This is a genomic window from Mycobacterium sp. D16Q13 (genome assembly GCF_002013375.1).
In the GTDB taxonomy this organism is placed as follows: Bacteria; Actinomycetota; Actinomycetes; order Mycobacteriales; family Mycobacteriaceae; genus Mycobacterium.
In genome coordinates this window covers 149766-171886 of record NZ_MAEW01000010.1, presented here as the reverse complement: position 1 = coordinate 171886, position 22121 = coordinate 149766, and the positions used below count along the sequence as shown (strand labels likewise).

The 22121-nt window shown below is 64.0% G+C and carries 25 protein-coding genes and 2 tRNA genes; 17 read left to right on the top strand and 10 right to left on the bottom strand.

Features of this window, described 5'->3' with window-relative positions:
• The first annotated feature begins 153 nt into the window (after positions 1-153).
• On the top strand, positions 154-1425 hold the full coding sequence (locus tag B4400_RS11870; RefSeq protein WP_078311261.1) for a thioester domain-containing protein: 1272 nt from the start codon (positions 154-156) through the stop codon (positions 1423-1425).
• Here B4400_RS11870 and hisC read toward each other — a convergent pair.
• Positions 1422-2498, bottom strand: a complete 1077-nt coding sequence (hisC, locus tag B4400_RS11865; RefSeq protein WP_286151294.1) for a histidinol-phosphate transaminase — start codon at positions 2496-2498, stop codon at positions 1422-1424. The two genes, B4400_RS11870 and hisC, sit on opposite strands and share 4 nt — an antisense overlap.
• A gap of 135 nt (positions 2499-2633) precedes the next feature.
• On the opposite strand from hisC, the gene B4400_RS11860 reads away from it, so the two are divergent.
• The 4 genes from B4400_RS11860 to B4400_RS11845 all read left to right on the top strand — a co-directional run bounded on the left by B4400_RS11860 (position 2634) and on the right by B4400_RS11845 (position 3877).
• A tRNA-Ser gene (locus B4400_RS11860) sits at positions 2634-2722 on the top strand.
• Positions 2723-2770: 48 nt separating this feature from the next.
• A tRNA-Arg gene (locus tag B4400_RS11855) sits at positions 2771-2846 on the top strand.
• A gap of 28 nt (positions 2847-2874) precedes the next feature.
• On the top strand, positions 2875-3306 hold the full coding sequence (locus B4400_RS11850) for an SRPBCC family protein (RefSeq protein ID WP_078311259.1): 432 nt from the start codon (positions 2875-2877) through the stop codon (positions 3304-3306).
• Positions 3307-3379: 73 nt separating this feature from the next.
• On the top strand, positions 3380-3877 hold the full coding sequence (locus B4400_RS11845) for a DinB family protein (protein ID WP_078311258.1): 498 nt from the start codon (positions 3380-3382) through the stop codon (positions 3875-3877).
• A 37-nt stretch (positions 3878-3914) separates the two neighbouring features.
• Here the strand turns inward: B4400_RS11845 and B4400_RS11840 are convergent, their stop codons facing one another.
• Positions 3915-4520 (bottom strand): TetR/AcrR family transcriptional regulator, encoded by a 606-nt coding sequence (locus tag B4400_RS11840; protein ID WP_078311257.1) that lies wholly within the window; start codon positions 4518-4520, stop codon positions 3915-3917.
• A gap of 113 nt (positions 4521-4633) precedes the next feature.
• On the opposite strand from B4400_RS11840, the gene B4400_RS11835 reads away from it, so the two are divergent.
• From B4400_RS11835 to B4400_RS11815, 5 genes are all read left to right on the top strand, one after another.
• A complete protein-coding gene (locus B4400_RS11835; RefSeq protein WP_078290653.1) occupies positions 4634-4858 on the top strand; it encodes a hypothetical protein in 225 nt (74 codons plus the stop codon).
• An 89-nt stretch (positions 4859-4947) separates the two neighbouring features.
• Positions 4948-6537, top strand: coding sequence for a GMC family oxidoreductase (locus B4400_RS11830; RefSeq protein ID WP_078311256.1), 1590 nt, complete (start codon positions 4948-4950; stop codon positions 6535-6537).
• A gap of 67 nt (positions 6538-6604) precedes the next feature.
• Complete coding sequence (locus B4400_RS11825) at positions 6605-6898, top strand: hypothetical protein (RefSeq protein WP_078290651.1); 294 nt, start codon at positions 6605-6607, stop codon at positions 6896-6898.
• Positions 6898-8796, top strand: a complete 1899-nt coding sequence (locus tag B4400_RS11820) for an alpha/beta hydrolase (protein WP_078311255.1) — start codon at positions 6898-6900, stop codon at positions 8794-8796. The genes B4400_RS11825 and B4400_RS11820 overlap by 1 nt, the downstream gene beginning before the upstream one ends.
• Positions 8793-9302 carry a hypothetical protein gene (locus B4400_RS11815; protein ID WP_139360202.1) on the top strand — a complete coding sequence of 170 codons (510 nt, stop codon included), beginning with the start codon at positions 8793-8795 and terminating at the stop codon, positions 9300-9302. Before B4400_RS11820 ends, B4400_RS11815 begins: the two co-directional genes overlap by 4 nt.
• Here the strand turns inward: B4400_RS11815 and B4400_RS11810 are convergent.
• Positions 9299-9982 (bottom strand): histidine phosphatase family protein, encoded by a 684-nt coding sequence (locus tag B4400_RS11810; protein ID WP_078311253.1) that lies wholly within the window; start codon positions 9980-9982, stop codon positions 9299-9301. The genes B4400_RS11815 and B4400_RS11810 overlap by 4 nt on opposite strands.
• 17 nt (positions 9983-9999) lie before the next feature.
• Positions 10000-10683, bottom strand: a complete 684-nt coding sequence (locus tag B4400_RS11805) for an SHOCT domain-containing protein (RefSeq protein ID WP_078311252.1) — start codon at positions 10681-10683, stop codon at positions 10000-10002.
• Between the two features lie 48 nt (positions 10684-10731).
• On the opposite strand from B4400_RS11805, the gene B4400_RS11800 reads away from it, so the two are divergent.
• Positions 10732-11967: an acyl-CoA dehydrogenase family protein gene (locus tag B4400_RS11800; protein ID WP_078311251.1), complete on the top strand. Its 1236-nt coding sequence runs from the start codon at positions 10732-10734 to the stop codon at positions 11965-11967.
• Here B4400_RS11800 and B4400_RS11795 read toward each other — a convergent pair.
• From B4400_RS11795 to B4400_RS11775, 5 genes are all read right to left on the bottom strand, one after another.
• Positions 11957-13240, bottom strand: coding sequence for a threonine/serine exporter family protein (locus B4400_RS11795; protein WP_286151292.1), 1284 nt, complete (start codon positions 13238-13240; stop codon positions 11957-11959). The genes B4400_RS11800 and B4400_RS11795 overlap by 11 nt on opposite strands.
• A 46-nt stretch (positions 13241-13286) precedes the next feature.
• Entirely contained in the window at positions 13287-14066 is a 780-nt protein-coding gene (locus B4400_RS11790) for a hypothetical protein (RefSeq protein WP_078311250.1), read from the bottom strand.
• A 7-nt stretch (positions 14067-14073) separates the two neighbouring features.
• Positions 14074-14442 (bottom strand): LapA family protein, encoded by a 369-nt coding sequence (locus tag B4400_RS11785; protein ID WP_078311249.1) that lies wholly within the window; start codon positions 14440-14442, stop codon positions 14074-14076.
• A 103-nt stretch (positions 14443-14545) separates the two neighbouring features.
• Positions 14546-15628, bottom strand: coding sequence for an NAD(P)H-dependent amine dehydrogenase family protein (locus B4400_RS11780; protein WP_078311248.1), 1083 nt, complete (start codon positions 15626-15628; stop codon positions 14546-14548).
• Complete coding sequence (locus B4400_RS11775) at positions 15625-16407, bottom strand: SDR family oxidoreductase (RefSeq protein ID WP_078311247.1); 783 nt, start codon at positions 16405-16407, stop codon at positions 15625-15627. The genes B4400_RS11780 and B4400_RS11775 overlap by 4 nt, the downstream gene beginning before the upstream one ends.
• A gap of 71 nt (positions 16408-16478) precedes the next feature.
• Between B4400_RS11775 and B4400_RS11770 the strand changes: the two genes are divergently transcribed.
• The 5 genes from B4400_RS11770 to B4400_RS11750 all read left to right on the top strand — a co-directional run bounded on the left by B4400_RS11770 (position 16479) and on the right by B4400_RS11750 (position 20616).
• Positions 16479-17099, top strand: a complete 621-nt coding sequence (locus tag B4400_RS11770; RefSeq protein ID WP_078311246.1) for a TetR/AcrR family transcriptional regulator — start codon at positions 16479-16481, stop codon at positions 17097-17099.
• Positions 17100-17162: 63 nt separating this feature from the next.
• Positions 17163-18095 (top strand): ABC transporter substrate-binding protein, encoded by a 933-nt coding sequence (locus B4400_RS11765; RefSeq protein WP_078311245.1) that lies wholly within the window; start codon positions 17163-17165, stop codon positions 18093-18095.
• A 4-nt stretch (positions 18096-18099) separates the two neighbouring features.
• Positions 18100-19206, top strand: a complete 1107-nt coding sequence (locus B4400_RS11760) for an ABC transporter ATP-binding protein (RefSeq protein ID WP_078311244.1) — start codon at positions 18100-18102, stop codon at positions 19204-19206.
• Between the two features lies 1 nt (position 19207).
• A complete protein-coding gene (locus B4400_RS11755) occupies positions 19208-19861 on the top strand; it encodes an ABC transporter permease (protein WP_057967406.1) in 654 nt (217 codons plus the stop codon).
• Positions 19858-20616: an ABC transporter permease gene (locus B4400_RS11750; protein ID WP_078311243.1), complete on the top strand. Its 759-nt coding sequence runs from the start codon at positions 19858-19860 to the stop codon at positions 20614-20616. The genes B4400_RS11755 and B4400_RS11750 overlap by 4 nt, the downstream gene beginning before the upstream one ends.
• On the opposite strand, the gene B4400_RS11745 is transcribed toward B4400_RS11750, so the two are convergent.
• On the bottom strand, positions 20548-21210 hold the full coding sequence (locus tag B4400_RS11745) for a winged helix-turn-helix transcriptional regulator (protein ID WP_078311242.1): 663 nt from the start codon (positions 21208-21210) through the stop codon (positions 20548-20550). The genes B4400_RS11750 and B4400_RS11745 overlap by 69 nt on opposite strands.
• A gap of 92 nt (positions 21211-21302) precedes the next feature.
• On the opposite strand from B4400_RS11745, the gene B4400_RS11740 reads away from it, so the two are divergent.
• Complete coding sequence (locus B4400_RS11740; RefSeq protein ID WP_286151290.1) at positions 21303-22112, top strand: class I SAM-dependent methyltransferase; 810 nt, start codon at positions 21303-21305, stop codon at positions 22110-22112.
• The last annotated feature ends 9 nt before the right edge of the window (positions 22113-22121 follow it).

The following is a 22121-nucleotide window of genomic DNA, read 5'->3' as shown; positions in this document are numbered from 1 at the left end:
GGCTGCGCGCCGACACCTTCGGGGCGCGCAGCGCCGCCGTGTGTTGCTGTTGTTGTTGATTCCCTAACCCCGCCCCTGGCATCCCAGCAGAACGTCCTTCGACGTTATCGAGCTTCTGGGCTGCAATCCGCCGGCACAAGGATCAACCAACCCATGACTACTCATTCTTTGCTATCGCTCGTCGAATGGCCGTCTGCCCGCATCACTGGGAGGCGTCACGGCCACAACGCCGAGGTGCTCCCACAGCGCCTGACTAGGTACCGCGGGGGCACCTATTCGTCCACCGTGGACGAGGTCGTGTTCACTGACGGCACTTCGGCTCGCACAGATTTAATTCGCCTCAACCCCACCATCGCGGCGTACTCGCTGGATATCGCGGGGATCGCACCCAACCTGCCGTCGGGCTACGCGGTGGCGGACTGGCTGTCGGTGGCGAACCTGCGGGCTCGCACCCGCGAATCGCAGGTCGCCTGGATCTTGGCCAACTCGTTCCCTGCGTTGTCGACGGCGCAGCTGAGTCGCCGGTTGCGCGCGGCCGGATACCTGAGTGAGGCCAATATCAAGGACCACGAGGCCATCGCCGGAACGCAGGCGGCCATCTGGTTCCTCACCAACGGGGTGGAGCTGGACACCGTGGCGCGCAACGTGCCCACAGCCACCCGAAAGTCGCCGTCCTTCATCGAGTTTGAATTCAAGGAACGCCCGCAGCTGGGCGGCCTCACAGTGCGTACCGGTGTGGGGCAGAAGTCGGCCAGCGTTCGGCTGCACGCATCTGTCAATGGCGCTGTATGGCGTGAGGTGTCCTCCTCGGAGTTGAGCTTCGCTGAAGGTGAGGCGCGATACGTCAAGACATTGGGCGTGGGTGCAACGGTCGCCGAAACTCAGCATGGTGCACCGGATCTTGGCTATCGCTTCTATCGCCTGTATGTGCAGGGCGGCACCGATGACGTCGAGGGTGTCGAGTTCTGGCTGCATGATGCGCGCAACCACCGCAACGCCGACCGTGTCGTGCAGCTGTACCAGTACCTATTGGAGCAGTCGCTGATCGCCGCCGGTCAGGTGGGCCATCCCCCCGTGGTCGATGACTCGCAGGCGGTCATGGCCGCGGGCCTGATGGGTCCGTTTGTGGTGGATTCGCAGCGCCCGGTTCTGCTTTCACTCTCCGACGGCGCCAAGGCAATGGACATCTCCGGGGCCGAGCTCACGGGACTGGTGGACTCAGGTACGCGCTTCTATGTGCGTCCCGCGGAGTGCGTTGCCGCGGTGACGGTCTCGGTGGTTGACCCGGTAGCGAGCGCCCGCGTACTCACCGGAGTGGCTGCGGGGCCGTTGACCCCGCTGGCATTGGTGCTCCCGGATGCGCGGGAGGTCGTCGAGCTCACCGTCGAGTGGGCCGAAGCAGCACAACTTTCGCGGGTGAGCTAGCGCCAGGCGCGCGCGAATTCAAGGAATGCGTCGTTCTCCTCGGGCGCCCCAATGGTTACCCGTACACCGTCGGTTCCGAAAGGGCGCACGATGATTCGAGCCTCTGCGGAGGCCTGCGCGAATTCTGTCGAGCGTTCGGCCAGCGGTAACCATACGAAGTTCGCCTGCGATGGTGGCACGTCGTACCCTGCCTCCCGGAGTGCACTGGTTACCCGGATACGCTCGGCGACAACATCATTGGTCCGGGTGAGGAGCTCTTCCGCGGCACCGAGCGAGGCCACGGCGGCGGCCTGGGCGAGGCTGGATGCGCTGAACGGTACGTACACCTTGCCCAGCGTGGCGATCACGTCAGGATCGCCGATCGCATAGCCCACGCGCAGACCCGCCAGGCCATAGGCCTTTGAGAAGGTGTGCAACACAACCACATTGGGGTGATCGCGCACCAGTGCGATGCCATCGGTGAAGTCCTCGCGTACGTACTCGATGTAGGCCTCGTCGATCGCGATGAGGATATGAGCCGGCACCGTCTCGACGAACCGCCGCAGATCGGCGGGCGGCACCACGGTGCCGGTCGGGTTGTTCGGGTTGCAGACGAAGATCAGCCGCGTGGCGTCTGTCACGGCGGCGGCCATGGCATCAAGGTCGTAGGTGTAGTCGGTCAGCGGCACCTGGACCGGGGTGGCGCCGGCCACACGCACCACCAGGGGGTACGTCTCGAAGGAGCGCCAGCCGAACAGCACCTCATCGCCGACCGTCGCGGTGATTTGTACAAGCTGCTGGCACAGGCTCACAGATCCGCATCCCACCGCGATGTGTTCGGGCGCCATGTCCACGTGCTTGGCCAGGTGCGAGCGCAGCTCGGCGTACCCGTTGTCGGGGTACCGGTTGATCCGTGCGGTGGCCTCGACGATGGCTGCCCGGACGCTGGGAAGTGGTCCCTGCACGGTCTCGTTACTGGCCAGCTTGATGGCGCCGGGGACGGTGCGGCCCGGGGTGTACGCCGGCAGCTCGGTCAGCTCGGGGCGTAGTCGCGCGGGGACCGATGAGCCGCGTGCGCGACGAGGATCAGACACGGCCATCAGACTATCGGTGCATGTTGGACCGGACGACGACCGACGGCTTTGCCTTCCGGCCGCGCGGGCCTGTACTCTGTGCCCTCGGCGGTTCCGAATCCATTTATGGGTTCGGAGTACCGCTCGGGAAGTTCAGGAGGCGTGCCAGAGCGGCCGAATGGGACTCACTGCTAATGAGTTGTCCCCTTTACGGGGGACCGGAGGTTCAAATCCTCTCGCCTCCGCGTCGGTCTGCAGGCCAAACCTGTTGACCTGCAACAATTGAATAGCACGCGCCCGTAGCTCAACGGATAGAGCATCTGACTACGGATCAGAAGGTTAGGGGTTCGAATCCCTTCGGGCGCACCAGGACTTCTTCTCGAGTGAGTGAGAAGCTATGACACAGGTTCAACGGTATTTCCCGCACCCTCCCCATGATGTGTGGTCGGCTCTCGTCGATCCGGCATCGTGGTGGGGCAAGCCTGACACCCCGCCGGTGGACGTCACCGTGGGGAGCACGTTCACGATGACCACCGTTCAGGTGGTGGGAACTCGGTTCACCGGTGTATTCGAGGTCGAGTTTCTCGACGCCGTCCCCTACGAGCATTTGACCCTGGGGCTTCACGCCCACGCCGGCACGGGGCAGTCGGCCCGGTGGACACGTCACGTGGCCTTTCGTGAGCACGAGGGCGGCACGCTGCTGACGGTGACAAACAGAGGTGTCAATCTCGACGACGTCGATGAACGGATTCTGCTTCGGGTCGTCAAAGAGATCCAGGAGACCGAGTTGTACGGCATTGCCAAACTGCTGGATCAGCCGCGCCCGTGATCCCGTGGGCGCGGTGCAGGGGTTCGCTGCGCCTCGCAAGACGGGGCGCTACCTGCGCCGATAGACTTACAGCATGACGGCGGCGCGTACGACGGAGTTAGCTACGTTTGGCGCGAGTCTTCGCGATCAGTTCGATGTGTTCCTCGATGAGCACAGGTCCTTGCTCCACGATTGTCTCGATGGTTTGACCGAGGAGGAGGCCCGGCGCTCGCTGGTTCCTTCCCGCACCACGCTCCTCGGTTTGGTCAAGCATGTGACGTTTGTGGAGGGGGTGTGGTTCAACGAGGCGATCACATGTCGCTCCCGCGCTGATCTGAGACTTCCCTTGACTCCCGACGAGTCGTTTGTTCTGGAACCCGCAGATGACATCCTGTCTGTCCAGCGCCGATACCGCGATGCTTGTGCCGCGTCGAAGCAACGGGTCGCTCCACTTGCCCTGGACGATCTGGTCATGGGCAACAGGCGAGGTCCATTGCCCTTGCGCTGGGTGTACTTGCATGTGCTCAGGGAGTTGGCACAGCATTGCGGCCACGCCGACATCTTGCGAGAGCAGATCATCACGCAGCGGTAGTCCGGTCCCCCCCGGCCCGTCATCATGTGACCCATTCCTAGGCCCCAGGCGTCGATAGCCCGCCGCGCAGCTGTCGGAAGCCCTGTCGGACAATCTCTTCGGGTTCTCCCTGCAGTCCCGTATCGGTGCTTGCCAACTGGATGATCGTCGAAAGCACCGCGTAGGCGGCATTGCAGACCAGGCGCGGATACAGGTCGAGGTCGCGGTCCAGGCCGGTGCGCCGCGCGACTTCGGCAAGCACGGAGCCGTCCTCGTTGCTTGGTTCTGCCGCGGCGTGGGCGGCCAATCCGGGGCTCAGCTTGGCGAGGCGCGTGACCGCGACAACGGTATCGATGGCCTCGGAGGTGACCAGGCCCAACATGGTTGCCTCGAGTGAATCGATGATCGGTTCCTCGTCGGGGCGTGAGCACAGCAGCTCCACTCCGGTGTCGCCGTACTGGCGCATCAAGAACAGTACGGCGTCTTCCTTGCTGGTGAAGTAGTTGCGAAAGGTACGCGACGAGACGCGCGCAGCGTCCGCGATCTCGTCGACCGTGACCGCCGCAAGGTCGCCCCGGTCCAGTGCCAGTTCCAGGGCGGCGCGGCTCAGCGCCAGCTTGGTCTCGGACTTTTTCTGCTCGCGCAGGCCGCTGGTCGGTGGCATGTGGCCATAGTAACAAACCTTCCATTTAGGGAAACTTTTCCAAAAAAGGAAACGTTCTAAGGGTAGATCCGGCGTCAGGGTGAGGCCGGGAGCATGAAGAAGAGGCAACTGACATGCGGAAACTACTGGCCTCAGTGGGTATCGCCGCCGTGCTGGCGGCCGGGGGCGTCGCGCTGGCAGGTCCGGCCGCGGCGGCTCCGTGCGGAAACGTTGTGGTGTGGGGTAACGGTGGCGGCGTCTGCGAGTCGGACTACGCGCCCGACGGCAGTTTCACGCGCTGCGACACCGTGTATGTGCTCGGCATCGGCGGGACGAACTGTTACCGGGTGTACCCGTAGACGCCTGCGGGTAACCGTGGCGGTCGCACCTGGGACGTCCCGTACCAGAAGCTTCCCGGCGCGGTGTCCAGTCCGCTACCGTCCCCCACATGGTTGAGGACTTGGCAGCTGACTACGTCATCGTGGGCGCGGGATCGGCGGGGGCGCCGCTGGCCACCCGGCTCTCCGAACGCACCAACGATCAGGTGCTGGTGTTGGAAGCGGGCCCCAAGGACAAGGACATGGGAATTCACATTCCCGCCGCATTCTCGAAGCTGTTCCGCAGCGATGTCGACTGGGACTATCTCACCGAGCCGCAGCCCCAGCTGAACAACCGCCAGATCTATTGGCCGCGAGGAAAAACGCTGGGCGGCTCGTCCTCCATGAACGCGATGATGTGGGTGCGTGGATTCGCGGCCGACTATGACGACTGGGCAGCTGTCGCCGGCGATCAATGGTCGTTCGCGAATGTCGCGCCCTACTTCAAGCGCATCGAGACGGTGGAGGGCGCGACCGAAAGTGACGAGGGCACCGAGGGCGCGCTGAAGATCTCCAAACAGCGCAGCCCCCGCTCCAGCACCGCGGCGTGGCTGGAGGCCGTCAAAGAGGCCGGATTTGATGTCGAGCGGGCCAATACTCCTGAACCCAAGGGGTTCTCGGAAACCATGGTGTGCCAGAGCGGCGGCCGCCGGTGGAGCACCGCGGACGGTTACCTCAAACCCGGCCTGCGGCGGCGCAACCTGAATGTGGTCACGGAGGCCCAGGTACGCCGGGTGCTGTTCGATGGCGCCAGAGCCATCGGTGTCGAGTATGTACGTGACGGCATCACCCATACCGTGCGAGCCCGGCGCGAGGTGATTCTGAGCGGCGGTGCCATCAATTCCCCTCAGCTGCTGATGCTTTCGGGGATCGGTGATGCCCAGCGCCTTGCCGAGCTTGGTATCGACGTGATTGTCGATGCCCCGCAGGTCGGCCAGAATCTGCTCGATCACCTGTGTTGCCCGGTGGGCTATGCGGTGGAATCCGACTCGCTCTACGGCGCGGAAAAACCGCTGCAGCTCGCCAACTACTTCCTGCGCCATCGCGGCATGCTCACCTCAAATGTCGGGGAAGCATACGGATTCCTGCGCAGCCGGGCCGATCTCGCGCTACCCGACCTGGAGCTGATCTTCGCGCCCGCACCGTTCTTCGACGAAGGCCTGGGTGAGGCCACCGAGCACGCCATCGTGATGGGCCCGATTCTGCTCAAACCGGAGAGCAGCGGCGCGATCACCCTGACCTCACCGGACCCGCTGGCCAAGCCGCGCATCGATCCGCGCTACCTGAGCGATGCCGCCGGACAGGACCGCGCCGCCATGATGTTCGGACTGCGGACCACCGCCCGCATCGCCGAGACGCCGTCGATGCGGGCGATACTCGGCAAGATCCTGCGACCGAGAAATCCCAGCGACAACCTGGAGGAGACACTCGTGGCCGCGCTGGAGAACAACTCACACACGCTGTATCACCCTGTCGCTACCTGCCGGATGGGGACGGACGAGGCCAGCGTGGTTGCTCCGGATCTCACCGTGCGCGGTGTGCGGGGACTGCGGGTGGTCGATGCGTCGGTGATTCCGAGCCTCATCCGTGGTCACACGCATGCTCCCTCGGTGTTGCTCGGCGAGAAGGCTGCCGATTTGATTCTTTCTCCACAAGCATGAAACCGATCCGCGTCTCCGAACGTCTGACTGGATAGAGTCATCGATGAGGAGTTAGCGGAGGGAAATCATGAGCGACGAGTTCGGTGTCCGGACCGAGGAACTCGCGGCCATTTCCAAGACGTGGCTGAGTGAGACGCTGCACATCAACGACATGCCGTGGACCTCATTTCAGGACGCTTCGGGTTCGGGAAGTGAAGTGCTGGCCGCCATCCGCGATACCGCATCCCCGGGAATCAAGGCGATGTCCTCGATTGCCCGCCGATTCTCGGATATGGCCGGGCTTGTCGATACCTTCGCCACCAATGTGACGGCGCAAGACGAGAAGACCGCCACGTCGTTCGACGCGCTCAAGCCACGCTGATGCGCCCGACGATCAGTGCACTCCGGGGCTGGAATCTTGACGCGCTCAGCAAGGCTGCTGACATCGCTCGCGACAACGCCCAGACGCTGGACGCGTCGTTGGACTCGTGCGACCGTGTGTTCAACGATGCCTCGGGCTGGTTTGGCAAGACGCACGATGCGGCGCGGTCCAAGGTCGACCAGGAGCTGGACCACGGTCGGGAGGTCCGGAATGTCCTGAACCGGTTATCCGATGATGCCGAGGATGCGGGACGAACACTCAAGCACGCCAAGGAGTACACGCTTCAGGACGTGGACGCCGCTGTCGCCGAGGGATTCACGGTTACCGATACCGGAGAGGTCAGCCACCCGGATTCGACGAAGGCACAGGCCGCCGCCGACCACCAGCGCAGGATTCAGGCGGGTCTGGACGAGGTGGCTCGGCTGGACGAGATGTACGGCAGGAAGCTGCGGGAAGCCGTCAACGATCTGGACGCCATGCGCGACGGGCAGCAGGACGTCACGTTGCCGACGGGGGAGAAGATCGATCCCGATGCGCTCGTCGACCGGGTGCGTGGCATGTCCGAGGAAGAGCGTCGTGCGTTCCTGGAAGGGCTGCCCCCCGAGACGGTGCATCAGATGGTCATCGCCGACCCCGAGTTCATGGGGAACACCAACGGGGTGCCCTTCGATGTTCGTGCGGACGCCAACGAGATCAATATCAGGAACGCACTCATCGACGAACTGCAGAGGCCCACGCCCGATCAGGCGCGGGTCGATCAGCTCAGGGCGATGCTCGCTCCCATGGATGACCCGTTCGCGACGGTTCCTGCCGGAGGTTCCCCCGCCGACTTCAAGGTCGATCGCAAGTTCGTCATGTTCTCCACGGAGGGCAACGGCCGGATGATCGAACAGATCGGCGACCTCAAACCTGGGGCGCCGGGTGTCGGGGTCTATGTCCCTGGCACCAATACCAACCTCAACGGCAGTAGAAACAACCACGATTCGGCCGTCAATCTGGCGAAACAGAGCGGGTCGCCGGTCTTCCTCTATATGGAGAACGATTTTCCACAGGGGCTGGACAAGGCGACCGACCCGTCGTACGGATTGGCGATGGCACCGCAGCTCGTCTCGTTCGGCAAGGAGCTCGACGCGGAGGTCGCCCGGCAGGCGCCCGGTACGCCCACTACCTACATTGGGCACTCGTACGGCGGATCCGTTGTCGGCACAGCAGAACAGATGGGACTACGCGCCGACCGCGTGTTGTACGCATCGTCCGCGGGCACAGGCATCCTCAGCACCGAGTGGCACAACCCCAATCCAAATGTCCAGCGGTTCTCCATGACCGCGCCCGGCGACCTCATCGGTGCCGCACAACTTGCGCCACGAGACAGCGATATCCCCACTCGATTCTCTCCGTTTCCCGGGGTCAATCTGGACCTTCCGCCGGTGATTCCGCGGGCTCCGGACGGCGATATCGGTAACCCGCATGCGGGTAATCCGCTTGGCGGAGACCCAGATTCGATTCCCGGAGTCACCCGTCTCGATACCGGCTACTACAGCGACGAGAACAAGAATCATCCCGGTGAGGTGGTGTTCGGCCCGAATGGGCACGGTAGCTACTGGGATGATCCGAAGTCCGATGCGTTCCAGAACATGGCGAATGTGATCAAGGGCGGCGAGGTGACCTCCTATGTCGAACGCGGCATTGAGTCGAACAATGTCGACATCAACCTCGGGGACGACAGCAGCTTGAACGAGTCGGTGAAGGACATCGCCAAGGCGTACGGCGATCAGTGGCTGTCCGGGGCCAAGATCGGCCCGTTCACGCTGCCGACCAATCCCAAATGGGAAGACCCTTACGGCAATCCGCATGTTACGGACAATCCGGGCCTTGGCCGGAAGGTGCAGGTTCGATGAGGCGCGCATGGACGGCCGCAGTGGCGGGATTGACGATGCTGGTTGCGGTTTCGTGCAATTTCGGTGCGGACAGTGAGCAAGGAGGCAGTAAGAGCATGGAACCCACGTCGGTAAAGATGTCCGAAGCGCTGCGGGTCACGGCCGAGAATCTGGCGTTCGTCACGGCGGAGAAGGTGCAGCCGGGTGTCAACGACGTCGAGCGGATGGGCTGCCGGACGAGCTACAACTCGGCCCTCCCGGAGGGCCCGCCGTGGTGGTTGCGTCTGCAGCGCGATTTCGCAGACCCCACTCCGGAGCTGATCTCTGGCGTGCTGGATCGCCTCGAATCACTGTCGGGCAAGGGATTTCGCCGCCAAGAAAGCAAGCGGCCGGAGCCCGAGCCGCACAACAGCCGGACCTATCGTGATGATGCCGGCTACATCGTGAGCGCACGTGAAGACGTGCGCGGCAATGGGGTCCACGTGTATGTGGTCACCGCGTCGTCCCCCTGCGCCAACGAGGACTAGCGGTAGGTCACCAAATCCCGGTTGCCGCCATCGCCGATCAGATGGGTGTGGTCGTTGAAGGCGAGCAGGCTCACGCCGCGCTTGCCGTTGACCAGCGAGGTGATCGACGAGTTGATGACAACACGTTGTGCGGTAAGCCAATTCGATACGCGCCCGCCGCTATCTGTGGCCCAGAGGTCCGCGACGATCATCCCGATGACTCCGGCGGACGTGGCCACCACGGTGTCACCGTCGCGCTTGGCGGCGTCGGCCATGGCGGCCAGCACGCGCTGCTGGAAGCGGGTGTAGCTCTCTGCGTAGCCACCGGATGAATCGGTGCTTGCCCATTTCGCTAGGCCGTCTTCCAGAATGGCCTGGGTGTCACCTTTGGCCAGGCTCTTGACGGTGTTGACCGACGCGAGGCGGCGCATCCGCGAGTTGCCGACAATCTCCTTGTAGTCGTACTCATCCCAACGCTCGTCCTGTTGCGGCTCGGATCCCAGAGCGACCGCGATGGCCTCACCGGTCTGCCGTTGCCGCTTCATCCCGCCATGCAGGAGCCGGGCGCCACTGAGGCCGCGGCGAGCCAGCTCGGCCGCCACGGCGTCGGCCTGTCGCTGTCCGGCGCCGGTCAACGGGCTATCGGGGCTGCTGGAGTAGTTGGCAGCCTGGCCATGCCGGACCAGGTAGATGACGCCCATACAGGGAATCGTATCGACTAGCCGCCGTCGAGGAGTCGCCGCTTCTCTGACTCGAACTCCGCATCGGTCAACGCGCCGGAATCACGCAGGGCAGCAAGAGATTTGAGTTGCTCAATGCGAATTCCATCATCAGTGGGTTCATAGGATGTGCCCGGCTGTGCGGTTACCGGGGGTGATGGGCGGACAGTCCGTGATCTCGTCAGCAGATAGGCGATCCAGCCCAGCGCCGCGGCCCCGAACAATCCGGCGAAGCCCCAGGTGAGAGGCCAATACGGGCTGCCGTGGCCGAAGGCGAGGCGTGGATTGACGAACCCGTTGACCTCGCCCTCGACCTGCACGTCGTACGTACCGGCGGCGGAGATCTGCGCGACCCACACCCGGCGGTGGGCATCACCGTTCACCGTTGTCGAACTTCCAATGCTCTCGCGGACCTGGGGTTCTGCCACCCCGTCGGGAGGAAAGATGGACAGGCCAAGCTGGGGGATGAGCAGCCCGTTGTCGCCGGACACCCAGGAGTGGAAGCTGATGGTCACCTCGCCGGCCGGCAGTTCCAGCCGCGTGTTGCCTGGGATCTTCACCTCGCCGTAGGCGTCGTACTCATCGAACACGAACACGTTCAGGATGAGGGACACGATGATGCCGATAACCCCGCCGATGGTCATCGTGGTGAGAGTCAGTACCGAGGCCCGGCGCATGCTCATGTGCCGAAGTCTGTCACGTGCCGCGCCAACCGCCCTAGCATCGGACAGATGGACTTCGCCCCCTCTGCCCGCGCCGCTGAACTGACCGCCGCCGTCCGGGGGTTCGTCGACACGGAGATCATGCCGGTGGAGCGCGCGGTGCTGGCCCATCATGACCGGCTGCTGGGTGCGCGCGCCGGCACGACGGCTGAGCTCTGGGCTGTCCCTCCGGAGCTGAACGCGTTGAAAGCGAAGGCGCGCGCGGCGGGGCTGTGGAACCTCTTCCTGCCAGATCCGGAGTTGGGTGGCGGGCTGTCCAACTCCGAGTACGCGCCGCTGGCCGAGCAGATGGGCCGATCGCTCTTCGCGCCCACCGTATTCAACTGCAACGCACCAGATTCCGGGAACATGGAAGTGCTACACCGATACGGTAGCCAGGAGCAGAAGGAGGTCTGGCTCGAACCGCTGCTGGAGGGCGATATCCGGTCTGCCTTCTGCATGACCGAGCCCGATGTCGCGTCCTCCGATGCCACGAACATGGCGGCTACCGCCGTCGTCGACGGCGACGAGGTGGTGATCAATGGCCGCAAGTGGTGGAGCACCGGCGTCGGTCATCCTGATTGCAAGGTGATCATCTTCATGGGGCTGACGGACCCCGCCGCGCATCGGTACGCGCGCCACTCGATGGTGCTGGTCCCGATGGACACCCCGGGCGTCACCATCGAACGGATGCTGCCGACGATGGGGTTCTACGACGAGCCGGGTGGCCACGGCGTGGTGTCCTTCGAGAATGTGCGGCTGCCCGTGGATGCCTTCATCGCGGGACCGGGCAAGGGATTCGAGATCGCCCAGGGACGGCTGGGACCGGGCCGGGTGCATCATGCGATGCGCCTGATCGGCCTGGCCGAGGTGGCGCTGGAGCACGCGTGCCGGCGCGGACTGGACCGCACCGCGTTCGGAAAACCGTTGGTGAACCTGGGCGGAAACCGCGAGCGCATCGCCGACGCCCGGATCGCGATCAACCAGACCCGGTTGCTGGTACTGCACGCCGCCTGGCTGCTGGACACCGTGGGCATCATGGGTGCGTTGTCGGCAGTCTCGGAGATCAAGGTGGCCGCACCGAATATGGCTCAACAAATCATCGACATGGCGATCCAAATCCATGGCGGCGGGGGGCTTTCCCATGATTTCCCGTTGGCGGCGGCCTGGGTGAACGCCCGTGCGCTACGGCTTGCCGACGGTCCCGACGAGGTGCATCGCGGTGTGGTGGCCCGGATCGAACTGGCCAAATTCGCTACCGACTGATGGTGAGCGCGTAACGCATACCGCGGTGCAGGCTCGCTCCTACCAAGAGTCCCAGTGCGATCGAGAAGATCGCCATGCAGGTGTCGAGCAGCGCGGTGAGGTTGGCATGTCCGGTGGCAGCGACCTCGCTGACATTCACGAAGCTCAACGCGCCTGGCACCAGGCACCAGAAAGCGGCCAGTAGCAACACGATTGCGGAAGGCGCGCCCTTGAATCGCGCCGCGAACAGGGCGAAGGGAACGACGGCGACCGCCCCGATGAAGCCGGTCATCGCCGGTGCCAGGAACAGGCCGCCGAGTCGCTGTCCCAACATGGCGACGCCGATCGCCATAATCAGCCAGATGAGCGATCCGCGCGGTGCGGACTTGTACAGGTAGAACCCCACCGCGATCACCGGTACCGCCAGCGCGATCGTCCAGCTGCCCAGCGGCGGCCCCAGTGAAGAGGGCTCCAGGGGCCCAGCCACTTTCACACCGATGACCACGCCGAACGCCAACAGCATCAGCTGTGCGATGCCGTACACGATGCGGGTGGACCCGGCCATCAGCTGGGTACTCGTTAGCTCTAACGCTCCGATGGTGAGGGTCACTCCGGGGAGCACGGCGATCAGAGCCGGCGCCACCACTCGGGCAAGACCCTCGCTGGGCACATTCGCGACGATGAAGGTGCTGATCACCGTCACCACAAAGGCGGCCACGGCGGGCATCGTGGCGGCCAGGGTGGGCATGGGATTGGTCGCCAACATCAGCACGCCGACGATCAGTCCCAGTACCAGGTAGGCGGGCAGTGCCGAGGAGGTCGGCGCCAGCGCGAGTCCGAAGCCGAGGGTCAGAATGGTGTGCCCGACGACGGTGAGGATGGTCCCGAAACGTGGTTTCAAACAGCGGATCTCGTAGATTCTTGCGATGGCCTCCGCTGGTGCGATCGCCCCGGCGGAGGCCATGTCGGCGATGGTGTCGATATGGCCGGCCTGGTCCAACTGTGCTGTGCTGCGGGTGGATTCCTCCACTTCCAGCTGCCCGGTCACGCCGTCGATCTGGATGATCAGCACCGTGGGCAGGACGACGGCGCGTAGCTCCTTATCGGTGTATTGCGGTGCGATATCGTGCAATTTGGCCAACACCAGGTTTGTGGGCTGACCGACCTCGAGCATCGCGATGCCGAGCATCCGCAGCATCGTGACAACCTCGGCGTCGTCGAAATGCTTCGCGTCAGCCAGTGGTATGGGCTTGTCCTTGAGAGCTTTCCGGACAAGCGCGGAGAACGTGGCCACGGCCATATTGTCCAGGCAGACGTTCATCAACGTTGGGTGAAACGGCCTAATCGTCCAACTCGCGTACCTGGCTTTCAAACACAGCAGAGCATTCATCGATCGCCGCGAGCATCCAGGGAAGGGCGTGATAGTCCGCGCGGGCGCGGTTCAGCCAGTCGTGTACCTGCTCGTCCTCGTGGTCGTCATAGCTGCTGGGGTAGCGACAGGCCAGTGAGCCGGGCGGCGTCCAGGCCATCCCATGCTCTTCGAGAAACAAGTCGACGCTGGCAAGTTCGTGTATCTCTGTGCTGAGCTCGGGAATATGGCCTGCATAAATCTGCCCGGCCGCAGGGTCGGTGAAGACGCTTGTGAATTGTGCTTCGGTGGGTCGTTCTGGTCCTTTGTGATGCGCTGAAATCGCATCCCACACGGGTTGAGCGATCAGTGCATGCACGACGAAATCATCATCGAGCAATGTGGATGGTTTATGCCCGCCACCGTTGGGCCCGTAAGAGGTGTTCACTTCAGAGCATGTTGTGGTGCGCTCGATGACGTCGATAAGTGACTGGATGTTGTCTCGTGTGGGTGGCAGCCGGTACTCGGGACGCGTGGTGTCATCCGCGGCGAGGAAGGTTCCGTCTTCAAACCGGTCGATGAAGTAGTTCAGGACCAGTTTGGTATTCAGATCCTCCTTTGCGCTGACCGCACCCGCCATATTGTAGGAGCCGCGGAGGCCCAACGTGATTGGTGTGAAGCGCTTACCGGCTCGCCTCAGGATCACCAACACGGCATCCTGATACAGCAGACTGACTCCAGAGACCTGACAGTTGCAGTCGTAGAGGCCCAACCGGCTCTTAGGCCTTCAGGTTCTTCTTCGCCGCGCGCCGCAGCTGGATGATTCGCACCCCACCGACCAGGGCGGTGAGCGCTGCACCGGTGATGGCCGCGAATAACACGGTGATGCCCAGAGGCATCTGGATCTCCCACGCGAGGAAGTGGGTAGTCGTGTCCGTCAGGTTCTGCAGGATGAACACCAGCAGCAGAATCAGGATCAACAGGCCGAGGATGACGCCTGTCCAGGTCGCCGCCGCGCGGGTCCGCTTGACCGCGTCTTCCTTCTTGGTGGGCTTCGTGGAGGGCAGCGGTGGCTGTTCTCCGACGGGGATGTCGATCGATGTGTCGGCAACCGGAGAGTCCGGAGTCGTACCGGGGTCGCTGGTCATGAGTTCATCATTTGCTACATGGGCGCTGATTGCAAGCGCCCCGGGTCGGCCTTTCGCGGAAAAGATCGCGTGGATACCGCGAACGGCCGACGCTCGGCGCAGGTCAGGCGCGGATAGTGCCTTGGCCCGCGATCAACGGCAAATCTAGTGGCGTCAGGAAGCCCGGTTTAGCGCCGATAACCGCTGGTATCGCGTTGATGGCGCGCATCCCGGTAGCGAGGCAGCCGCCGATCGCGCCGTCACCGGTGCGTTCGTCACGGAATACGGTCTCCTGGGTGATGTTGGGGCTGCCTTTGATCTCGATGCGGTAGGCGTCATTGTCGACCGACTGCGCTCGCGGCCAGTGCGGCGCGGTGTCGTTGGTGATCCGGTTGACGTGCTCGATGACGATCTTCGGCTGGCCGCCTACCCAGCCGCGGATCTCGAATCGCACCGCGGCGCAATGCCCGGCCTCGATGGTGCCGGTGTTGGGCTCGGCGCCGTAGGCGATGGCGGTGGGGGTGGCCCACTTTTCGTAGACGGTGTCGATCTTGTCGAGTTTCACCCCGACGGCGTCGGCGATCATCGGAATGGTGTGGCCCCACGCCAGGATCAGCACCTCGGGGATCTCCAGCACCGCCGGCTGATCCATGGGCGCACCCAGTCCCATCGGCATGCTGAAATCACCGTTGTAGTACTGATAGTCCAGAAGCTCTTGCACCAGTACCGAATCCACCCGCCCGCCCACGCCGAGCAGGGTCATCGGGAACAGATCGTTCGCGAAGCCGGGGTCAATACCGGTGGTGAAACAGGAGGTCTGACCATCCTCACAGGCCTGCTTGATATCGGTCAGCATCTCGGGCGGGCACACCTGCGGGTACACCCACGGCGTCATCGCGGTCGAGACGACGTTGTGTCCACTGCGCAGCGCCCGGGACATGTTGTCGATGTTTTCCAGCGCGTACTGCGCAGTCGGCCCGAAGTAGGCGACGGTGCCCTCGGTGCCCAGCGCGGTGTCGATATCGGTGGTGGCCGCCAGTCCGATCGGGTGGCTGCCGACCAGGGTCCCCACGTCCACACCGTCCTTGGCCGGATCGTGCACCAGGACGGCGGCCAGCTCGAATACCGGATGGTCCAACAGCTCGCGGATCACCAGCTTGCCGACAACCCCTGTGCCCCAGACGATGACGGGATACTTATCACTCATGCGAAGAACTCTCCTGCGTTGACGAATAGGGTCTGCCCGGTCACCATGCGTGCCCGATCAGATGCGAAGAACACCACCGCGTCGGCGACGTCTTCATCGGCGGGCATCTCGCCCAGGGGGAACTTGGCCGTCAGTTCCGCCAGCACGTCCGCTTCGGTGATGCCGCGCTGCTGGGCAACCAGACCGATGTACAGCTGGATGGGTGGCCCGTACATCCATGTCGGCACGACCATGTTGAGCCGAATCTTGTGCGGCCCGAGCTCCTTCGCCAGCTGATACATGGCGTTCTGTAGGGCTCCCTTGGACGTCGCATATGCGGCCTGGGGCAGCTGTGGATGGAACGCCGATTGTGAACCGATGAAGACCACCGACCCGCCGTTCTTCTTCAGCTCCGGTACGGCCACCTGAACGAGTTGGAGTGTGCCGACGACGTTCGTGCTGAGCATCGCTTGCCACTGCGCCAGATCCGCGCCCTCGATACCGCCGAACACGTCCTCCTTGGCCGCGACGTTCACCAATGCGTCCACCGCGCCGAACCTCTCGACGGCGGTGTCGATGAGGCCCTGGCACGCTTGTGCGTCGTTGATGTCGGTGACCGCCCAGGCGGCGGTGCCTCCGGTGTCGTCGAGTTCGGCCGCGAGGCTCGTAAGGTTTTCCCGGGTCCGCGCGCCGAGCACCACATTCGCGCCGTCCTGGTGCGCCTTGAGCGCGACCTCCCGGCCCAACCCGGTGCCCACTCCGGATATCACCACCGTTTTTCCGGAAAGAAGTCCTGTCATCGGCTGCCCTTCTGTCTGTGACCCACGCCACCAACCTTCTTAATACGTAACATGGTGTACCGTTATTTGCAATGACTACTGACGAGTTACCCGTGGGCAGGGGTCGCCGCCGCAGTTCCGATATCGACACCAAGGCGCTTGCTGCCGCGCGTGAGCTCCTGGTGGAGCAGGGGTGGGATGCCACCACCATGGTTGCGATCGCCGAGCGGGCCGGTGTAGGCAAGCCGGCGCTGTACCGCCGCTGGCCCTCGCGCGCGCACCTGGTGTTCGAGGCGGTTTTCGGTTGGACCGCTCCCACCCGGGAGATGAGTGCCGCCGCGGGAGTTGGCGACTGGGTCCGGGAATCCTGCTCGTACACAGCCGAACTCTTCGAACGGCCGGATGTCATCGCGGCCGCCCCCGCCCTTCTCGGCCAGATGCGGACCGATCCCGAATTAGGGCAGGCGCTGTGGGCGAGCTTCGGTGAGACGGGTGCCGAACTCCTGTCGCAGGTGATGCGCGCACAGCGTCCGGAGATCGGGCAGCACGAGGCGCGGGATCGGGCCAACGCCACGATGTTGATGATCATCGGAGCGAATGTGCTCGCGCGTCAGCTGCTTCCCGATGAGCAGGCGGAGGCGGTTATCAAATATTTGCCAGAGCTCTTGGCCGGGCCGGGTGGAAGTCCGGAAACCACGGCGCCTACGGGTTAGCCACCGGAATCTTCGTGACGGTAAAGCCGGGCGAGGTGACGGTTGCCCGGTTACTGTCGGAGGATGCGCAGGGCCGCACGACTCCTCGCCACCGTCATGGCCGCGGTTGTCTTCAGCGGCTGCGGTAGTGCCAATCCCCTGGGCGGAGGGCCGCTTTCGGGCGATCTTAATACGCTGATCGTCGGCTCGGCCGACTTCCCCGAATCGAAGATCGTGGCCGAGCTGTATGCACAGATATTGCAGACCAACGGCTTTCACATCACCAAACAGCTGGGCATCGGTAGCCGCGAGACGTACATCCCGGCGGTCAAGGACCATTCGATCGATCTCATCGCCGATTACACCGGAAATCTGCTGCGCTACTTCGATCCGGATGCCACCGCCACCAAGCCCGACGACGTCGAGCTGGCGCTGCTGCGCAAGCTCGACGGCGATCTGGACATTCTGTCGCCCTCTCCGGCCTCGGACGCGGATACGCTCTGCGTCACCAGGGCCACCGCCGACGCCTGGAATCTGCACTCCATCGCCGACCTCGCGGCCCACTCGGAGGAGGTAAAGGTCGGTGCGCCCTCGGAGTTCCTGCACCGCAGCGTCGGCTTGGCCGGACTCAAGGCCAACTACGGTCTGGATATCCCGGAGTCGCGGTTCGTGGCCATCAGCGATGGTGGCGGACCGGCGACGGTCAGGGCGTTGTTGGACGGAACGATCACCGCGGCCAACATATTCAGCACATCGCCGGCCATCGCCGAGCATGATCTGGTGGTGTTGGACGACCCCAAGTTCACTTTTCCGGCCGGCAATCTGGTGCCGCTGGTCAACGCGCAGAAGAAATCCGAGAAGTTGAAGAAGGTGCTCGACGCACTGTCCGCACGCTTGACCACCGAGGATCTTACCCGGCTCAACGCTGCGGTATCCGGCAACGATGGCGTCGACCCCAAGGAGGCTGCGCAGAAGTGGTTGACGGACAAGGGTTTCGAGAAACCGATAGGGAACTGATCGCGTGATCACCTTCGAGAATGTCACCAAGAAGTACCCCGACGGGACTACCGCGGTCGACGATCTCACCATGCACGTCGACAAGGGGTCATTCACGGTGTTCGTGGGGCCGTCGGGATGCGGCAAGACCACCTCGATGCGGATGATCAACAGGATGACCGACCTCACTTCCGGTGTACTGATCGTCGACGGAGAAGATGTCAGGACGGTGGATCCGGTCAAACTGCGGCTGGGTATCGGGTATGTCATCCAGAACGCCGGCCTGATGCCGCATCAGCGTGTGGTCGACAACGTTGCGACAGTGCCGGTGTTGCGCGGCGAATCCCGGCGTGCCGCACGCAAGGCGGCTCTCGATGTTTTGGAACGGGTGGGGCTCGATCCAAAACTGGCCAGCCGGTACCCGGCACAGCTCTCAGGCGGGCAGCAACAACGTGTTGGAGTGGCGCGTGCACTTGCCGCTGATCCGCCGATCCTGCTGATGGATGAACCCTTCAGCGCCGTCGACCCGAATGTGCGCGATGACCTGCAGGCCGAGATGCAACGCCTCCAGGCCGAGCTCAACAAGACCATCGTCTTTGTCACGCACGATATCGACGAGGCCGTCAAGCTTGGGGACAAGGTCGCAGTCTTCGGGCCCGGCGGGGTGTTGCAGCAGTATGACGAGCCTGAGCGGGTGTTATCCAACCCGGCAAGCGATTTCGTCGCCGGGTTCATCGGGCGTGATCGGGGCTATCGAAGCTTGCAGTTCCGCGAGGCGGGTGAGTTGCCGCTGTACGAGATCAGGCAGATCTTTGAAACAGACGTCCCTGACCTCATCATCGCCCCGCGCAGCTGGGTGCTTGTCTGCAATCCCGATGGCACACCATTCGGCTGGATGGACGATGCCGGGGCGGAGGTCTACCGGTCGGGAAAATCGTTATACGACAGCGTGATAGCGGGCGGATCATTATTCGGCCCGGACGGGACATTGCGGCAGGCTCTCGATGCCGCACTGTCCTCGCCATCGGGGCTGGGTGTGGCCACCGATGAGGACGGCCGCGTTCGCGGGGGCGTCCGAGGGGATGACGTCCTCATCGCGCTGGATCGGCAACGCCGTACCGGGCAGCGGTGAGATGCGTTATCTCTTTACCCATCTCGGCGACGCCTGGCAGCTCTCGCTGATCCACGTGCGGCTGTCACTGGTCCCCATCCTCATCGGGTTGGCCATCGCGATTCCTTGTGGCGCACTGATTCACCGGCACCGGACCGCGCGGCGGATCACCACGGTGATAGCCAGCATTGTGTTCACCATCCCGTCGCTGGCTCTGTTCGTGGCGTTACCCCTCATCATTCCCACCCGGATACTCGACGAGGCCAATGTGATGGTCGCGCTGACGCTGTACACCACCGCGCTGCTGATCCGTGCCGTGCCCGAGGCGCTCGACGCCATTGCCCCACAGGTGCGTGATGCGGCCACCGCCGTGGGATATCGGCCGTTGGCCCGCCTCGTCCGGGTTGAGCTGCCGCTATCCATACCGGTGTTGGTGGCGGGCCTGAGAGTCGTTGCCGTCACCAATATCTCGATGGTCTCGGTGGGATCGGTGATCGGCATTGGCGGCCTGGGTACCTGGTTTACTGAGGGTTACCAGGCCAACAAGAGCAGCCAGATCGTTGCCGGGATCATCGCCATCTTTCTGCTTGCCGTCGTCGTGGATTCGCTCCTGGTGGTTCTCGGCCGCGCGGCGACGCCATGGACCAGAGCAACGAAAGCCGTTGGTGCAGTGTGAACTTCCTCTCCGATGCGCTCGGCTACATATTCACCGCGTCCCATTGGACGGGCAACAGCGGGCTGGGCACGCGGATTGGTGAGCACTTGCAGTACACCGCGATCGCCCTGCTGGCCGCGGTGCTCGTCGCGGTGCCGATAGGTCTGATCATCGGGCACACCGGCCGCGGCACGTTTCTCGTAGTCAGCGCGGTAAATGCGCTGCGCGCACTGCCGACGCTGGGTGTGCTGCTGTTGGGTGTGCTGCTGTGGGGTCTGGGTCTGGTTCCGCCGACGGTCGCATTGCTGCTGCTCGGGGTGCCGCCGCTGCTGGCCGGAACCTATTCAGGGATCGCGAACGTGGACCGCACGGTGGTGGAGGCGGCGCGTGCCATGGGGATGACAGAACGCCAGGTGCTGCTCGGTGTCGAGATACCGAACGCGTTACCGCTCATCCTGTCGGGCTTGCGGACAGCGACGCTGCAGATCGTCGCGACCGCGACCGTCGCCGCCTACGCCAGTCTCGGCGGGCTGGGCCGGTACCTCATCGACGGCATCAAGGTCCGGCAGTTTCACTTGGCGTTGGTCGGCGCCCTCCTGGTGACCGCGCTGGCCCTGCTGCTGGACTCGGTTCTTGCCTTTGCGGTGTGGCTGTCGGCCCCGGGCACCGGAAGGCTGCGCCCGGCTCCGCGCGATCTCACCGGGGACTCAGGGCCGGGGGACACCGGCGTAGAGGGGCGGGTCGAACCAGGCCGGCAGCCCGCGGCACAACCCTGATGGCCCGTTGAAGGCCACCTCGCCCGAGCGCAACGCATCCGACCATGAGGCGTCACCGCGCCACACTCGTGTAAGGCTGCGCAACTGGGCCGTCACGCCGATGTTCACGTCGAAGCCGGGGTCGGCATCGCAGAGGTCGGCTGCCTCGGGCGTGATGATCAGCCACCAGTGCCGCTTATCGACCGTGACATCGCCGAAGTGGAAATGCAGCACCGTACGGCCCTCGGGGACCGCGCTGCCGATGACGTGGCGGCGCATATCCCAGAGCAGCAGCTTGGGGTCCAGATCCTCGTCCCCGATCTCGCCGATCCACCGGATTCCCCACTGGCTCAGCATCTCGACCACGGGCCGCAGCTCACGACCGGCGTCCGTGGGTACGTAGCGGTTGTCGTGGCGCTCGGCGATTCCGGCACGCACCAACCGATCCAGCCTCTTGGACAACAATGTCGGAGACATGCGCGGCACTCCACGCCGAATATCGTTGAAATGCTCACTGCCGAGCAGTAATTCACGCACGATCAGCAGCGTCCAGCGCTCGTCGAGCAGCTCCATCGCCTTGGCGACGGGGCAGAATTGGTAGTACGACGCACCCATGGATGAACGGTAGGCCGCCGACGTCGCGGTGAACAGCCCCAGTACAGATCTTGTACTAGCCCCCGGGGCGGTGATCCTTCTAGCGTATGTACATGAACGCAGAGACAGGCCAAAGAGTTTCGTTGTGGGCCCTGGGCAACTACGCCGCGGTGGCTTCCGAGGTGATCGCGTCGCTCGGCCCGGTCCTCGTCAAGGAATCCGGCGTTGTCCCCGGTGCCCGGGTATTGGATGTCGCGGCCGGATCCGGGAACGTGGCGATCCCCGCCGCGGGGGCCGGCGCGCACGTGGTGGCCTCCGATCTCACTCCCGAGCTGCTGGAGGCGGGGCGCGCCGTGGCCGCCGCGGCCGGTGCAGACATTGATTGGCAGGTCGCGGACGCGCAGGCGCTCCCGTTTGGCGACGACGAGTTCGATGTCGTGGTGTCCTGTGTCGGGGTGATGTTCGCTCCGCGGCACCAGGACAGCGCGGATGAACTGATCCGTGTGTGTCGGCCGGGTGGAACCATCGGCCTGATCAACTGGACACCGCAGGGATTCATCGGCCAGATGTTCGCGACCATGAAACCGTTCGCGGCCGCTCCACCGCCTGGCGCGCAACCGCCTCCGTTGTGGGGAGACGCGGCCCATGTGCGAACACTCCTTGCGGACCGGGTCATCGAAGTCACCGTGGAGCGGCGGATGCTGACGGTGGACCGGTTCGCCACCGCGCAGGAGTTCCGCGACTTCTTCAAGGCCTGTTACGGGCCGACGATTGCCGTCTACGCGGCAATCGCGGATGACGCGGGCAGGACCGCCGAACTCGATGATGCGCTTGTCGAGCTGGCACGACGACACGATCGCGGCGACGGACGACTGCTGATGGACTGGGAGTACCTGCTCTACGTCGTGCGCAAGCGGGGGTGATTGGAGACA